The sequence below is a fragment of the Streptomyces sp. NPDC091271 genome, from assembly GCF_044757505.1.
Taxonomy (GTDB): Bacteria; Actinomycetota; Actinomycetes; order Streptomycetales; family Streptomycetaceae; genus Streptomyces.
The window spans coordinates 279442-293752 of sequence record NZ_JBIVVD010000001.1 but is presented as its reverse complement, the minus strand read 5'-3'; the positions used below and the strand labels follow the sequence as shown (position 1 = coordinate 293752).

15 protein-coding genes are annotated in these 14311 nt (G+C 71.3%); 10 read left to right on the top strand and 5 right to left on the bottom strand.

The features are described 5' to 3' along the window. Positions 1 to 86: 86 nt before the first annotated feature. Complete coding sequence (locus ACIQM3_RS01495; protein ID WP_401617309.1) at positions 87 to 482, bottom strand: signal peptidase I; 396 nt, start codon at positions 480 to 482, stop codon at positions 87 to 89. A gap of 229 nt (positions 483 to 711) precedes the next feature. On the opposite strand from ACIQM3_RS01495, the gene ACIQM3_RS01490 reads away from it, so the two are divergent. After that, entirely contained in the window at positions 712 to 1125 is a 414-nt protein-coding gene (locus tag ACIQM3_RS01490; RefSeq protein WP_401617306.1) for a spore-associated protein A, read from the top strand. A 62-nt stretch (positions 1126 to 1187) separates the two neighbouring features. Here ACIQM3_RS01490 and ACIQM3_RS01485 read toward each other — a convergent pair whose 3' ends face one another. The 3 genes from ACIQM3_RS01485 to ACIQM3_RS01475 all read right to left on the bottom strand — a co-directional run bounded on the left by ACIQM3_RS01485 (position 1188) and on the right by ACIQM3_RS01475 (position 2972). After that, on the bottom strand, positions 1188 to 1355 hold the full coding sequence (locus tag ACIQM3_RS01485; protein WP_401617304.1) for a hypothetical protein: 168 nt from the start codon (positions 1353 to 1355) through the stop codon (positions 1188 to 1190). Positions 1356 to 1403: 48 nt separating this feature from the next. Beyond that, on the bottom strand, positions 1404 to 1919 hold the full coding sequence (locus ACIQM3_RS01480) for a DinB family protein (RefSeq protein WP_401619922.1): 516 nt from the start codon (positions 1917 to 1919) through the stop codon (positions 1404 to 1406). A gap of 93 nt (positions 1920 to 2012) precedes the next feature. Continuing rightward, entirely contained in the window at positions 2013 to 2972 is a 960-nt protein-coding gene (locus tag ACIQM3_RS01475; RefSeq protein ID WP_401617301.1) for an EamA family transporter, read from the bottom strand. 141 nt (positions 2973 to 3113) lie between these two features. On the opposite strand from ACIQM3_RS01475, the gene ACIQM3_RS01470 reads away from it, so the two are divergent. Further along, positions 3114 to 4043, top strand: a complete 930-nt coding sequence (locus ACIQM3_RS01470) for a LysR family transcriptional regulator (protein ID WP_401617298.1) — start codon at positions 3114 to 3116, stop codon at positions 4041 to 4043. 63 nt (positions 4044 to 4106) lie between these two features. Next, positions 4107 to 5273 carry a serine hydrolase domain-containing protein gene (locus tag ACIQM3_RS01465; RefSeq protein ID WP_401617295.1) on the top strand — a complete coding sequence of 389 codons (1167 nt, stop codon included), beginning with the start codon at positions 4107 to 4109 and terminating at the stop codon, positions 5271 to 5273. A 64-nt stretch (positions 5274 to 5337) separates the two neighbouring features. Here the strand turns inward: ACIQM3_RS01465 and ACIQM3_RS01460 are convergent, their stop codons facing one another. Continuing rightward, positions 5338 to 7107, bottom strand: coding sequence for an LCP family protein (locus tag ACIQM3_RS01460; RefSeq protein ID WP_401617293.1), 1770 nt, complete (start codon positions 7105 to 7107; stop codon positions 5338 to 5340). A 458-nt stretch (positions 7108 to 7565) separates the two neighbouring features. Here ACIQM3_RS01460 and ACIQM3_RS01455 point away from each other — a divergent pair, with 458 nt between their 5' ends. From ACIQM3_RS01455 to serC, 7 genes are all read left to right on the top strand, one after another. After that, a complete protein-coding gene (locus ACIQM3_RS01455) occupies positions 7566 to 9068 on the top strand; it encodes a sensor histidine kinase (RefSeq protein WP_401617290.1) in 1503 nt (500 codons plus the stop codon). After that, positions 9065 to 9511, top strand: a complete 447-nt coding sequence (locus ACIQM3_RS01450) for a roadblock/LC7 domain-containing protein (RefSeq protein ID WP_401617287.1) — start codon at positions 9065 to 9067, stop codon at positions 9509 to 9511. Before ACIQM3_RS01455 ends, ACIQM3_RS01450 begins: the two co-directional genes overlap by 4 nt. Then, positions 9508 to 9879, top strand: a complete 372-nt coding sequence (locus ACIQM3_RS01445) for a DUF742 domain-containing protein (protein ID WP_401617284.1) — start codon at positions 9508 to 9510, stop codon at positions 9877 to 9879. Before ACIQM3_RS01450 ends, ACIQM3_RS01445 begins: the two co-directional genes overlap by 4 nt. After that, positions 9860 to 10516, top strand: a complete 657-nt coding sequence (locus tag ACIQM3_RS01440; RefSeq protein ID WP_401617282.1) for a GTP-binding protein — start codon at positions 9860 to 9862, stop codon at positions 10514 to 10516. The genes ACIQM3_RS01445 and ACIQM3_RS01440 overlap by 20 nt, the downstream gene beginning before the upstream one ends. Next, the gene (locus ACIQM3_RS01435; RefSeq protein WP_401617279.1) at positions 10513 to 11748 is read left to right on the top strand and encodes a cytochrome P450; all 1236 of its coding nucleotides are present in this window, start codon (positions 10513 to 10515) and stop codon (positions 11746 to 11748) included. Before ACIQM3_RS01440 ends, ACIQM3_RS01435 begins: the two co-directional genes overlap by 4 nt. Then, positions 11745 to 12953, top strand: coding sequence for a cytochrome P450 (locus tag ACIQM3_RS01430; RefSeq protein WP_401617276.1), 1209 nt, complete (start codon positions 11745 to 11747; stop codon positions 12951 to 12953). Before ACIQM3_RS01435 ends, ACIQM3_RS01430 begins: the two co-directional genes overlap by 4 nt. A 108-nt stretch (positions 12954 to 13061) precedes the next feature. Continuing rightward, positions 13062 to 14180: a phosphoserine transaminase gene (gene serC / locus ACIQM3_RS01425; protein ID WP_362939070.1), complete on the top strand. Its 1119-nt coding sequence runs from the start codon at positions 13062 to 13064 to the stop codon at positions 14178 to 14180. Positions 14181 to 14311: the final 131 nt, after the last annotated feature.

The window sequence follows — 14311 nt, the reverse complement described above, 5'->3', positions numbered from 1 at the left end:
TGTGCACCGGAGCATGCCAGCGCCCCATAAAACAAGCAAGCATGCTTGCATGATTTATTCGGTGGCCCTGATGCGGTGGAGGGCGCTCAGTCGGCCCGGTATCCCGGCACGGAGGGCCAGCGCACGGTCAGCACCACGGACTCCTCCTCCGCGCACCAGGAGTGGTCGACGCCCCGGCCCCACACGACGTAGTCGCCCTGGCGTTCCAGCAGGACGTCGCGCTCGGGGAACCGCATCCGGAAGCGGCCGCTGATGAGCACGAGCAGGGCGGTGCGCTCCTCGCCCCGCACCCACTCCGGCCGCTCGTCACCCTGCGGATGGACACCCCACTTGATCTCCAGGGCCTCACTGTGGCGGGGGTCGGAGGGGTCCTTGAAGTGGCCGAGCAGCCATCCGCGGTCCAGCGCCGCGTCCGTCCCCGCATGGCCTGTGTATACGCCGTCGTCGCCGTTTGGGCCCGGCCGACGGGGAGTCACCGACATCCGGTTCGGACCTTCCGCACGTAACTCTGTCCGCGACTTCCCGGCGCACGCCGGGGCGGGCTCACATCGGCCACTGTTCGCACCCATTCAGTCATCGCCGCACAGCGGTTCCCCGGAGTGATCGAGTCATGAAATGATCTTGATCGCTACGGACCATACCGCGCGATGGCTCCGCCTCGCCCGGCCACTTCCCACATCTGACAAGCCCACCAGGAGTTCACTCATGCGCATGCCCAGACGACTCGCGTCCGCTGCGACAGTCCTCGGCCTCACCGCCGCCGGCATGACCCTCACGGTCGGCACCGCCGAGGCCGCTTCCTACAACAGCGCCTGTGGGTCGGGTTACAGCGTGATCGACTCCATGGATGTCGGCGACGGCAACACCTTCCTGACCTACAACAGCTCCACCGGTTACAACTGCGTCGTGACCGTCGGCGACGCCCCGGGGACGTCCCAAATCCTGGGCGCCCGTCTGCGACTGCACAGCACTTCCACCACATGGAAGTCCGGCGAGATGGACGACGGGGTGTTCAGCTACTACGCGGGTCCGGTCTACGCCTACGCCAAGGGCTCGTGCATCGACTGGGGTGGCCGCGCGGCGTCCAACTACACCCGCGTCAATTACGGCGTCCACTGCGGCTGAGCCGACGAACCCCACGCCTCGGGTCGGCGACCTCGTCGCCGACGGGTGAGAGATCTCCCGGGCTACTCCGTGCGGTCGCCCTCCGCCTGTGAGGGTTCGGTCCGGGGGACGTCGGGGTGGGTCTCGGGGGCCCTGCCGCGCACGGCCGGCTCCTCGCGTTCGCCCTCGGCCTGCGAGGGGGTGTGCGAATACAGCCCGGCGTACTCATCGGTTTCCTTGGTGACTCCCATGCGCGGGCCTCCTTCCTTCGCTCCCTTCCATCGTGCTCCCCGTGCCCGCTACCGGCCTTCCGACGCCTCCTTCATCTTCGTCGTCGTGCTGGCGCCGTCCAGCGCCTCCCGGATGATGTCGGCGTGGCCGCTGTGGTGGGCGATCTCGCGGAAGATGTGCCACAGGACGTGGCGGACGGTCCAGACGACCGGCTCCGGGGGCGACCAGGGGTACGAGGGCAGCGTGACCTCGCGGTCCAGGTCGGCCTCCTCGCGCACGGTGCGGTCGAACGCGGCCGCCGCCGCGTGGAAGGCCTCCAGCAGCCCGGGCACCGTCTCGGCGTCGGTCATCCGGTTGCCGTCGGGGTCGAGGTCCGCCCAGCCGACCTCGGCGGGGGCGGTGCCCTCGACGACGTCGAGCCAGCCGCGCTGCACGAGTCCGAGGTGCTTCAGGAGTCCGCCGAGGGTCAGCTCGCTGACCGTCGTCCGGGCACGGGCCCCGGCGTCGTCGAGCTCAGCGACGGTGTAGAGAAAGTTGGTGCGCTGATCGGTCACGAGCGCCAGCAGGTCGTCGCGTTCCGGCATGTGTTCCTCCAGGTCGGCCATCGCGACCACCCTAGGATCGGACGCCTGCCCGCGCAGGCGGAACGGGCAGGCCGGTCCCCCGACGCGGTGGACTCACCGCTTCCGCGAGCCCCGCGTCTGGCTGCGCACGGCGCCCATGCTCGCCCCGATGACCAGGGCGATGGCGAGGGCGTCGGTGGACGAGAGTGCCTGGTCGAGGAGGAGGAAGCCCGCCGTGGCCGCGATGGCCGGTTCCAGGCTCATCAGGACCGCGAAGGTGGGTGCGGGCAGCCTGCGCAGGGCCATGAGTTCGAGGGTGTACGGAAGGACCGAGCTCAGCAGCGCCACGGCGACACCCAGGGCCAGCGTGGTCGGGACGACGAGCTTCGAGCCCGATTCCATGATGCCGAGGGGCAGCGAGAGGACCGCCGCCACCGCCATGGCGAGGGCCAGCCCGTCCGCCTGCGGGAAGCGGCGGCCGGTGCGGGCGCTGAAGAGGATGTACAGCGCCCACATCACGCCCGCGCCCAGGGCGAACGCCGCCCCGACCGGGTCCAGGCGGTCGAAGCCGCCGCCACTCAGCAGGACGACACCACCGAGGGCGAGAGCGGCCCAGACGAGGCTGGTCAGCCGGCGGGAGGCGACGACGGACAGGACCAGGGGCCCCAGCACCTCCAGGGTGACGGCCGCGCCCAGCGGGATGCGGTCGACGGCCTGGTAGAAGAGCATGTTCATGCCGCCCATCGCGACACCGAAGGCGACCACCGTGCCCCAGTCGGCGCGCGAGTGCCCCCGCAGCTTCGGCCTGCAGATGACCAGCAGGACGACGGCCGCGGCGGCGAGGCGCAGGGTGACGACGCCGAGCGCGCCCGCCTTCGGCATCAGCAGAACGGCGACCGCCGCGCCGAACTGGACGGAGAGCCCGCCCGCCACCACCAGCGCGACCGGGCCGAGCGCGGCTCTCCGGGCGCCGGGGCGACCCGGCAGGCCGTGTCCCGGCTCGTCGAGCGCGGACACCGCCTCGGGTACGGCAACGGCGGCGGCGGGCTCTGCGGCAGCGCGCGGGTCGTTCACCGGAAACCTTTCGTTCGGTCTAATGGAGTGCACCAGGAGGTATACGGTACGGCACCGAGCAGGGGCCGTTCACCTCCTCACCGTAGGGACCCGCGCGCCTCCCGTGAAATGCCGATTGCGCTCCCGTTATGCTCCGCAGGCATGAGCACTGGACAGGGCACGGGGAACGGCGGCCGCTCCCTCGAGGTCCGACACCTCCGCACCTTCCTCGCCATCGCCGACGAGGGCGGCGTCACCCGCGCCGCCGCCCGGCTCGGCGTCACCCAGCCCGTCGTCTCCCGCACGCTGGCCGCCCTGGAGCGGCACATGGGCGTCCGGCTCGTCGACCGGTCCACCCACCACCTCGCCCTCACCCCCGAAGGCGTCGCCTTCCGCGACAAGGCGGCCGCCGCGGTCGGCGCCTTCGACGAGGCCGTCGACCCGGGACGGCCGCACGACCGGCCGCTGCGGATCGGGCACGCCTGGTCCGCGCTCGGCCCGTACACCACGCCGCTGCTGCGGGCCTGGCAGCAGCGCCACCCGGGGACCCCGCTCGAACTGCTGCGGATCGACGACCGCACGGCCGGCCTCACCCGCGGCGAGGTCGACGCGGCACTGCTGCGCGGGCCAGTGGAGACCCCGGGGCTCGTCACCGAGGTGCTGTTCACCGAGGCCCGGGTGGCGGCCGTGGCCGCCGACGGCCCGCTCGCCGCGCGCACGTCCGTGTCACTGGCGGATCTGGCCGGCGATCCGGTCGTCCTCAACACCGTCTCGGGCACCACCACGCTCGGCCTGTGGCCCCCGGACACCCGGCCCGCCGCCACCGTCACCGTCGCCAACACCGACGACTGGTTCACCGCCATCGCGGCCGGGCGGGGTGTCGGGGTCTCGGGGACCTCCACCGCCCGGATGCACGCGTACGCGGGTGTCACCTACGTGCCGCTGGACGACGCCCCGCCGCTGCCCGTCCTGCTGGCCCGCCGGGACGGCCCGGGCCATCCCGCGCTGCCCCGACTGGCGGCGCTGGCCCGGGAGATCGTGGCGCGCCAGCAGGGCACGCCGTCCGGAGATTCCGCTGCTGCTGGGGAATGAAGCTGTGACGTAAGGGAGTTGGGGACCTGTACCGACCAGGTCGATCACTCCAGGGGGCGTCTCATGACCGACACAGCCGACACCACCATCACCGTGCACGGCACGGTCGCGGCGGGTTTCGACGGCGTACGGGAGGAGTTCGCCGCCGTACTCGCCGCGGACCACACCGAGCCGGGCAGCCAGCTCGCCGTGTACCACCACGGCCGGCTCGTCGTGGACCTGTGGGCCGGGGAGGGCATCGACGGTGACTCGCTGCCCGCCGTGTACTCCTCGACCAAGGGCGCCGCGCATCTCGTCGTCGCCCTCCTCGTCCAGGACGGGGTCATCGATCCGGACCGTACGGTCGCGTCCTACTGGCCGGAGTTCGCCGCCGAGGGCAAGGGCGAGCTGACCGTACGCGAGCTGCTGGCACACCGGGCCGGGCTGATCTGGGCCGACGGCGGATTCGGCATCGAGGAGTTGGCCGACGACCGCGTCATCGCCGGGCGGCTGGCAGGACAGCGGCCCTACTGGACGCCCGGTACCGAGGTCGGCTACCACGCGCTGATGATCGGCGCCCTCACCGGCGAAGTGGTCCGCCGGGTCACGGGGCGGTCGATCCAGGAGATCTACGAGGAGCGGATACGCGCCCCGTACGGCCTCGACTTCCACCTGGGCCTGCCCGAGGCCCTCGAACCCCGCTACGTGGCCATCCGTCCCGCCGTGGCCACCCCCGAGCAGCGTGCGGAGGCCGCGGCGAACCCGCTCGACCTGGACAGCCTGATGGCGCTCGCGTTCGGCTTCGCCGAGGACCCGCCGCTCGACCTGGTCGCCCTCGCCAACACCCGCGCCGTGCGCGCGCTCGGGCCGGCCTCGGTCGGCGGGGTGGGCTCGGCGCGGGGGCTCGCGGGGATGTACGCGGCGGCGGTCTCCGGGCTGGACGGCCTGCCGCCGCTGCTCACCCCGGAGACGGTTGCCGAGGCCGGCCGGGTGCGGTGGAAGGGCACCGACGTGGTGACCGCTCAGGCCGATCCCTTCGCCCTGGGCTTCGAGGCGCAGCAAGGGCACTACCCGGCGCTCGGCGAGGGCGCCTTCGGGCACTCGGGAGCCGCGGGCTCGCAGGCATACGCGGACCCCGTCAACGGCGTGGCCTACGGCTACACCCGGCGTCGCTTCGCCCTTCCCGGCGGCGCCGCCGCGGAGAACGAGCGACTGTCCGCGGCGGTGAGCGAGGCCGTCGCCGAGCTCTGAGACGGCGCCCACCGCGGGGCCCGGCCCCGGCCGGCCCCGCGGTGGGCCGCGGGGCCGGCCGGAGTCACTTGGCGCAGACCGCCTTGTCGGCCTCCACGCGCTGGACGCCCTCCGGCGTCTTCTCAGGGGCCGAGAGCGGGCTGCCCGCCTCGGTGAAGTCCGGGCCCAGGGTCAGCACCATGGGGTCCATCTCGCCCGCGTCCGTCGTGGTCGGCTTGAGGGCCGAGGCCGACAGGCCCATCATGGCGGCCAGGCTGCGGGCCTGGTCCGCCTGGTTGGGGGCGTAGACGAGCTGGGTCTTCTTCACGTCCTCGGGCGCGTTCGCCTTGTTGGTGGACTTCAGCACGCCTTCCTCGTTCTGCAGCCAGTCCAGGGCGCTCTGCGCGGAGCCGGCGGGCGCGCCGCCGTTGAAGACGTCGACCCGCACGTCCGCCGCGTCGGCCTTCTCGCCCTTCAGCTTGGCGTCGTTCTTGGCCTTCGCCGCGGCCTTCTCCTGCTTCTCCACCGCGGTGAAGGAGACGTCCTCACGCATCATCGAGAAGACCTTCTGAGCCTTGGCGCTGTCCAGCAGGACGGTCGCCACGTCATCCGGGTTGTCCCGCACCGGGACGGTGGTGAACGTGATGTTCTTGGGATCGACCGACGCCAACTCCATGCCCAGCTTGCGGAGCTGATTTATGTCGGAGATCTTGTCGTCGACGGTGAGCGCCTTGGTGGCGGCCTCCGCCAGCGACCACATCTTGGTGGGGCTGGTCAGGGTGTCGTTGGACTTCAGCTTGCGCATCAGCGAGCCCAGGAACTGCTGCTGGATCTCGATGCGGCTCAGGTCACTGCCGAATCCGACGGAGTGCCGGGTGCGCAGGAAGGCCAGGGCTTCCTCGCCCTGGAGGGTGTGCTTCCCCTTGGACAGCTTGAGGTGGGAGTCCTTGTCGTCGATGTCCTTGGCGAGACAGACTTCCACGCCGTCGACGGCCGTCGTCAGGGACTTGACCGCGTTGAAGTCGGCCACCATGAAGTGGTCGGGCGTGATGCCGGTGAGCTCGGTGACGGTCCGCATGGTGCAGCTGGGGGTGCGGTCGGACTGTCCGAGGCTGGTGTTGAAGCGACTGGCGGCCGTCGCGGGGATGTCCTTCTTCTCCCCGTTCTCCAGGGTGGTCGGGCAGTTGGGGATGTCGGTTATCAGGTCCCGGGGGATGCTCAGCGCGGTCGCGTTCGTGCGGTCCTTGGAGACGTGGAAGAGGATGTTGGTGTCGGCGTGGCCGACACTGCCCGCGTCCCCGTAGCCCTCGTTGCCGTCGCCGGTCCGCTTGTCGGTCCCGATCACCAGGACGTTGATCGCCCGGTCCTTGCTGAAGCCACCGGTGCCGGCCCCGTCGGTGGAGACGGCGGTGATGTTGCCGTTGAAGTGCTGGTACACGAGGTAGCCCGCGGTGCCGGTGCCCACCAGCAGGAAGGCGAGCACACCGCCGGTCCACACCAGGGCCTTCTTCTTACGGGTCTTCCTGGGCTTCGCCTTGCGGCGTCCGGTGGAAGGCGCTGCCGCCCGGCTCCCCGGCCTCCGCGGCTCGTCCCGGTCCCCGCGCCCGCCGGCGCCACCCGCACCCCTGCGGCCGCCGCGCTGGCCGGGCACGGAGGCCCGGTCGCCGGGCGGTGTCGTCTCCGGCTTCGGCCTCCGGCGCGGTCCGGGCGTTCTGGCGTCCGACGCACCGGCCGACGCGGATGATCGCCCTGGGGAGGGAGTCAGTCGCAGTTCGTAATCACCGGTGTCCGGGTTGAGTACCCACTGGTCTGCGGGGTCGATATTTTCGTCCCGCCCACGGCCTTGCGCGTCCACGGTTGCCTGCGTCCTCCGTCGGGGCCACGCGGCGCCTCCCCCTTCAAGGCGCGCGGTCTGTCTTACGGCAGTGCCGACCTGGGAGGTCGGACGCACCGGAGCGCTCACACTAGCTGGCCACCGGCCCGGGAGCGACGATCGTGACAAATCAAGCCCCACACAGGGGACATACCTACGCATTCAACGCGCCTCGCCCATCCGACCTCTCGCGCAACACCGGAAACACTCGCCAACGGGCACGAATCAGGTCGGTACAAGCCAGATTTCATACAGAAGTGGCCACAAGGAATCCCCAAACAAGTCGCCAATTCTCCTATAGTTGCCGTGACTTGATCAGGAACAATCAGCTCCAGTTGTGGTTCTTTCGCCGTCACCACACCGATATGTCCTGATTGTCCCTTCGTTACACCAGCCGCACCTGTCCCTCCCGCCGCACCGTCCGCCCCGAGGACTCCCGATTGCGCCCTTCACTCCGGCCGACCGCACTCGCCCTGCTGATCTCGGCAGCCGTTACCGGTGCTCTGTGCCTGTGGACGGTCTCCGCCGCGCCCGCCTCGGTACGGACACCGCTCGCCTGGGGGGCGGGTGCCGCCGCCGTACTGCTGTGCGTCGCGGTGGCCGTGACGGTCCACACACTCGCCACCGCACGCAACCTGCGGGCCCTGCGGGCCGCCGACTCCGAACGCTTCACCGCCGAGACCTCCCGCCTCGTCTCGACCTCCGCCGCCGAGGCGCAGCGCTTCACCGCGGAGACCGCCCGGATCAGAGCTGCGGCCTCGGCCGAGGCGGCGCGGGTCACCGCCGAGGCGGACGAGCGGGTCGCACGGGTCACCGCCGACGCGGCCGAGCAGCACGAGAGGCTCACCGCCGAGACCGCCCGCCTCACCGCCCGCGCCCGGCGCAGCGAGACCGAGCGCTCCGCCGCGGTCGCCGCGTGTGCCAACGCCGCCGGCCGGATGCAGGCCCTGGCCACGAGCATGCTGGCCGACCTGCGTGAGATGGAGCACCGGCACACCGCCGAGGACGTGCTCGGCGACCTGCTGCACCTGGACCACCGCACGGCCCAGGCGGGCCGGCTCGCCGACTCCATCGCCGTGCTGACCGGGGCGCGTTCCGGGCGCCGCTGGGCCAAGCCGATCGTGATGGAGTCGATCCTGCGCGGCGCGATGGGCCGTATCGGCGGCTACCAGCGCATCCGCCTCCACTCGACCAGCGATGTGGCGATCGCCGGCCACGCCGCCGAGGGCGTCATGCACGCCCTGGCGGAGCTCCTCGACAACGCTGCCAACTTCTCGCCGCCCACCGCCGAGGTGCATGTGTACGTCGAGGAGGTCCCGGCGGGCATCGTCGTCACCGTCGAGGACAGCGGCCTGGTGATGAGCGATGTGCAGCTGCGCCGCGCCGAACGGGCCGTCTCCGCCGACAACCAGGACCTCACAGGGCTCTCCGGAACCCGGCTCGGCCTCGCCGTCGTCGGCCGGCTGGCCAGGAAGCACGGCCTCACGGTCTCGTTCCGGCCGTCGGCACGCGGCGGCACGGGCGCGCTGATGATGCTGCCGCAGGAGCTCATCTCCCGTACGCCCACGCCCGCCCCGGCCCCCGCGTCCGCCCGGCACCCCGAGCCGGAGCCCGACCACGCGACGCCGGACGCGGAGAACCAGGGCCGGGCCACGGCGGACTCCCCCGGGCCCGCGTCCCGCACGGCGGCCGCGCCCGGGAAGCCCGAGTCGGCGTCCGAGTCCACCGGTTCCGTCCCCCAGTTCGGAGAGAGCGGCCTGCCCAAGCGCCGCCGCGGCCGCACCCTGGCCGCCGCCGAAGCCCGTACCGGCGATGCCGCCCCCGGCGGAGCCGAAACCCCCAGGCCCCGTACCACCGACCCGAAGGTGCAGGCTGCCCGCTTCAGCACCTTCAGCAAGGCCGTACGAGCCAACTCCCCGCACCCGGAAGGCAACACCCGATGAGCGCGACCACCGACGAGAAGCTGAACTGGCTGCTGGAGGGGCTGCTCGACCGCACACCCGGCGCCCGGCACGCCCTCGTCCTCTCCCGGGACGGCCTGAAGCTGTGCCGCACCCCCGAACTCTCCGTCGACCAGGCCGACCAGCTGGCCGCGATCTCCGCCGGCATCCAGAGCCTGTCCCACGGCGCGTCCATGGAGTTCGGCGACGGCACCGGCGGCGTACGGTCCGCGATGACCGAGTTCTACGGCGGCGTGCTGTTCATCGTCGAAGCGGGCGCGGGCGCCCATCTGGCGGTCGTGGCGGCGGAGGACTCCGACGTCGGCCTCGTCGGCCACAACATGAGCGAACTCGTCGAGCAGCTCGGCGAATACCTCGTCGCCCCTCCGCGTGACCCCGCCGCCGGTGACGCGGCGGCCCCGGCCACGGAAAAAGCGGACGTATGACATCGGTCCCGCGCCCCCGCCCCGGACGCGACGACGACCCGGACCGGCTGTACACCCTGACGGGTGGCCGCAGCCGGTCCGACTCGGCCGCGTTCGACCTGGTGACGCTCGTCGTCGCCGAGTGCGAACCGAGCCCCGGGATGCAGTCGGAGCACGTCGCGATCCTGCGGATGTGCGACAGCCCCACCGCGGTCGTCGAGATCTCGGCCACCCTGAATCTGCCCGTCAGCATCGTGCGCATCATGCTGTGCGACCTGCTCGACACCGGCCGGATCAGCGCCCGCCACCCCCGTACTGCACGTGTCGAGGACCGGCTCCCCGACACCGACACCCTGGAACAGGTGCTCGTTGGACTCCGCAACCTCTGACCGTGCCGCCCTGCAGGCGACGGCCGACAACGGACTGAAGATCGTCGTTGTCGGCGGCTTCGGGGTCGGCAAGACCACCATGGTCCGATCCGTGAGCGAGATCCGTCCGCTCAACACGGAGGAGACCATGACCCGCGCGGGCGAGGCCGTCGACGACCTCGACGGTGTGCACTCCAAGACGTCCACCACGGTCGCCTTCGACTTCGGCCGCATCACGCTCGACGCGCGTTCGGTCCTCTATCTCTTCGGCGCGCCCGGACAGGAACGCTTCTGGTTCCTGTGGGACCGCCTCTTCTCCGGCACCCTGGGCGCCGTCGTGCTCGTCGACACCCGGCGGCTCGCGGACTCCTGGTACGCGATCGACCGGCTGGAGCACCACGGCACGCCGTTCATCGTCGCGTGCAACGACTTCGGCGGGCCGCTCCACACCGAGCAGCAGATCCGTGAGGCCCTCGACCTGTCCCCCGACGTCCCGCTCGTGGAGTGCGACGCCCGGGACCGCTCGTCCAGCAAGTACGTCCTGATCACGCTGGTCGAGCACCTCCACGCGCTCTCCCTCGCCCGCGCGAAGGGGGCCGACGCGGCCCTCGCGGGCGGTCAGGGCGCCACGGCGATGACCCCGGAGCGGACCCCGTGACCAAGTGCCCCGTGTCCCACGGCTCCGTCCCCCTGTCCGGGCCGCGGTTCCAGACCGACCCCGTGCAGCTGTACCGGGACATGCGCCGCGACCACGGCGCCGTGGCCCCCGTCGCGCTCGACGGCGACATACCCGCCTGGCTGATCCTCGGCTACCGCGAGCTGCACCAGGTCACCAACGACCCGGTGCTCTTCAGCCGGGACTCGGACCTGTGGAACCAGTGGGAGAACATCCCGGACGGCTGGCCGCTGCTGCCGATGATCGGCCACAAGCAGCCGTCGATCCTCTACACGGTGGGGGAACGGCACACCGTCCGGGCCTCGATGATCAGCAACGCGCTGGAGGCTGTCGACCCGTTCGCGCTCAGGCGGTACGCGGAGGAGTTCGCCGACGACCTCGTCGACGGCTTCTGCTCCACCGGCCGCACCGACATCATCGCCGAGTACGCGATGCTGCTCCCGGCCCGCGTCCTCGCGAGGATCTACGGATTCAGCGACGAGGTCGGAGGGCCCCTCGTCGGCGCGCTCAACGACATGATCGACGGCCGTGAGAGGGCCCTGGCCGGACAGCAGCACCTCGGCACGGCCATGCAGCAGCTCCTCGCCGACAAGCACGCCGGGCCCGGCGACGACGTCGCGAGCCGGATGCTCCAGGACCCGGGCGGCTTCACGAACGAGGAGGTCGCCCAGGACCTCATGGTGATGATGGCCGCCGGCCACCAGCCGACCGCCGACTGGATCGGCAACTCGCTGCGGCTGATGCTCACCGACGACCGCTTCGCCGCGTCGCTCTCCGGCGGCCGGCACAGCGTCGCGGAGGCCATGAACGAGGTGCTCTGGGAGGACACCCCCACCCAGAACGTCGCGGGCCGCTGGGCGTCCCGCGACACCCACCTCGGCGGACGCCACATCCGCGCCGGTGACCTGCTGCTCCTCGGTATCGCCGCCGCCAACGGCGACCCGCAGGTACGCACCGACGGCTCCGCCCTGACCGGCGGCAACAACGCGTTCCTCTCCTTCGGCCACGGCGAGCACCGCTGCCCGTTCCCCGCCCAGGAGACCGCGGAGGTCATCGCCCGTACGGGGATCGAGGTGCTCCTGGACCGGCTCCCGGACGTGGACCTCGCCGTCCCCGAGGACAAGCTGACCCGGCGCCCGTCCCCGTGGCTGCGAGGGCTGACGGAGCTGCCGGTGCACTTCACGCCCACCCCAGCACTTGGAGGCCCGAAATGACCAGGATCGCCCTCGATCCCCTCGTCGCCGACCTCGACACCGAGAGCGCCGCGCTGCGCGCCGCCGGGCCGCTGGCCGAGGTGGAGCTCCCCGGCGGGGTGCACTGCTACGCGGTGACGCACCACGCCGAGGCACGCCAGCTGCTCACCGACAGCCGCGTGGTCAAGGACATCAACGTCTGGAACGCCTGGCAGCGCGGCGAGATCCCGATGGACTGGCCGCTGATCGGCCTCGCCAACCCGGGCCGCTCCATGCTGACGGTCGACGGGGCCGAGCACCGCCGGCTGCGCAGCCTGGTCGCGCAGGCGCTCACGGTGAAGCGGGTGGAGCGGCTGCGGTCCGGCATCGAGGCGCTGACGAACGCCTCCCTGGACCGGCTCGCGGCGCTGCCCCAGGGCGAGACCGTCGACCTGAAGGCGGAGTTCGCCTACCCGCTGCCGATGAACGTCATCAGCGACCTGATGGGCGTGGACGCGGCGGACCACCCCCGGCTCAAGGAGCTGTTCGAGAAGTTCTTCTCGACGCAGACCCCGCCGGAGGAGGTCCCGCAGATGATGGCGGACCTCGGCACCCTCTTCACGAAGATCGTCGACGACAAGCGGGCGAACCCGGGCGACGACCTGACCAGCGCCCTGATCGCGGCCTCCGAGGAGGGCGACCACCTCACCGACGAGGAGATCGTCAACACACTGCAACTGATCATCGCGGCCGGGCACGAGACCACGATCAGCCTGGTCGTCAACGTCGTGGAGGCGCTCCAGACCCACCCGGAGCAGCGCAAGCGCGTGCTGAGCGGCGAGGTGCCCTGGGAGAACGTCATCGAGGAGACGCTGCGCTGGAACACCCCCACCTCGCACGTCCTGATCCGCTTCGCGACCGAGGACATCGAGGTCGGCGACAAGGTCCTGCCGAAGGGCGAGGCCCTCATCGTCTCGTTCGGGGCGCTGGGCCGCGACGAGAAGCAGTACGGGCCGACCGCCGGTGAGTTCGACATCACCCGCTCCCCCAACCGCCACATCGCCTTCGGCCACGGCCCGCACGTCTGCCCCGGCGCCGCGCTGTCCCGCCTGGAGGCGGGGGTCGCGCTGCCCGCCCTGTACGAGCGCTTCCCCGACCTGGACCTCGCGGTCCCGGCCTCCGAGCTGCGGAACAAGCCGATCGTGACCCAGAACGACCTGTACGAGCTGCCGGTCGATCTCGGCTGATCAGCGGCCCCGGTTCCCCGCCGCACCGGGCGCCCACGATCCGGAGCGTGTGTCTCATCGGACGGACACGGTCCTCGACCGCTTCCGGGAGGGACTACGCTCCGGATCGTGGCTGACATCCAGATTCCCGCAGACCTCAAGCCCGCCGACGGACGTTTCGGCGCCGGGCCCTCCAAGGTGCGGACGGAGGCGGTCGACGCGCTGGCCGCGACCGGCACCTCTCTTCTCGGTACGTCTCACCGCCAGGCCCCGGTCAAGAACCTGGTCGGCGAGGTGCGTGACGGCGTGCGCAGCCTCTTCTCCCTCCCCGAGGGATACGAGGTGATCCTGGGCAACGGCGGCTCCACCGCCTTCTGGGACGTCGCGACGCACGGCCTGATCGAGTCGAAGTCCCAGCACCTGAACTTCGGCGAGTTCTCCTCGAAGTTCGCGAAGGCCGCCAAGCTCGCCCCGTGGCTGTCCGACCCGACCGTCATCGCCTCGGACCCGGGCACCCACCCGGACCCGAAGGCCGAGGCGGGCGTCGACGTCTACGCCTTCACCCACAACGAGACCTCCACCGGTGTCGCGGCCCCGGTCAAGCGGGTCGCGGGCGCCGACGAGGGCTCCCTCGTCCTGGTGGACGCCACCTCCGGCGCGGGCGGCCTGCCGGTCGACATCACCGAGACGGACGTCTACTACTTCGCCCCGCAGAAGTCCTTCGCCTCCGACGGCGGCCTGTGGATCGGCGTGTTCTCCCCCGCCGCCCTGGACCGCGCCGCGCGCGTCCACGCCTCGGGCCGGCACGTCCCGGAGTTCTTCTCGCTGCCCACGGCGATCGACAACTCCCTGAAGAACCAGACGTACAACACCCCGGCGCTGGCCACCCTCTTCCTGCTGAACGAGCAGCTGAAGTGGATGAACACCCAGGGCGGCCTGGACTTCACGACCGGCCGCACGGCCGCGTCCTCGCAGCACCTGTACGGCTGGGCCGAGGAGTCCAAGTACGCCACCCCGTTCGTCACCGACCCGGCGAAGCGCTCGCAGGTCATCGGCACGATCGACTTCGAGGACGGCATCGACGCCGCGGCGGTCGCCAAGGTGCTCCGCGCCAACGGCATCGTCGACACGGAGCCGTACCGCAAGCTGGGCCGCAACCAGCTGCGCGTGGCGATGTTCCCGGCGATCGACCCGGCGGACGTCCAGGCGCTCACCGCCTGCATCGACTACGTGATCGACAAGCTCTGACGGTCACCGGACACGGTACGGCCCCGCACACCTCGGTGTGCGGGGCCGTTTCTGCTTCACTCAGCCAGGTGACGAACCGCCTGCGGGACGAAGTGGGGCGTCCCGCCCTACGATGATGGTCTCGACACCAG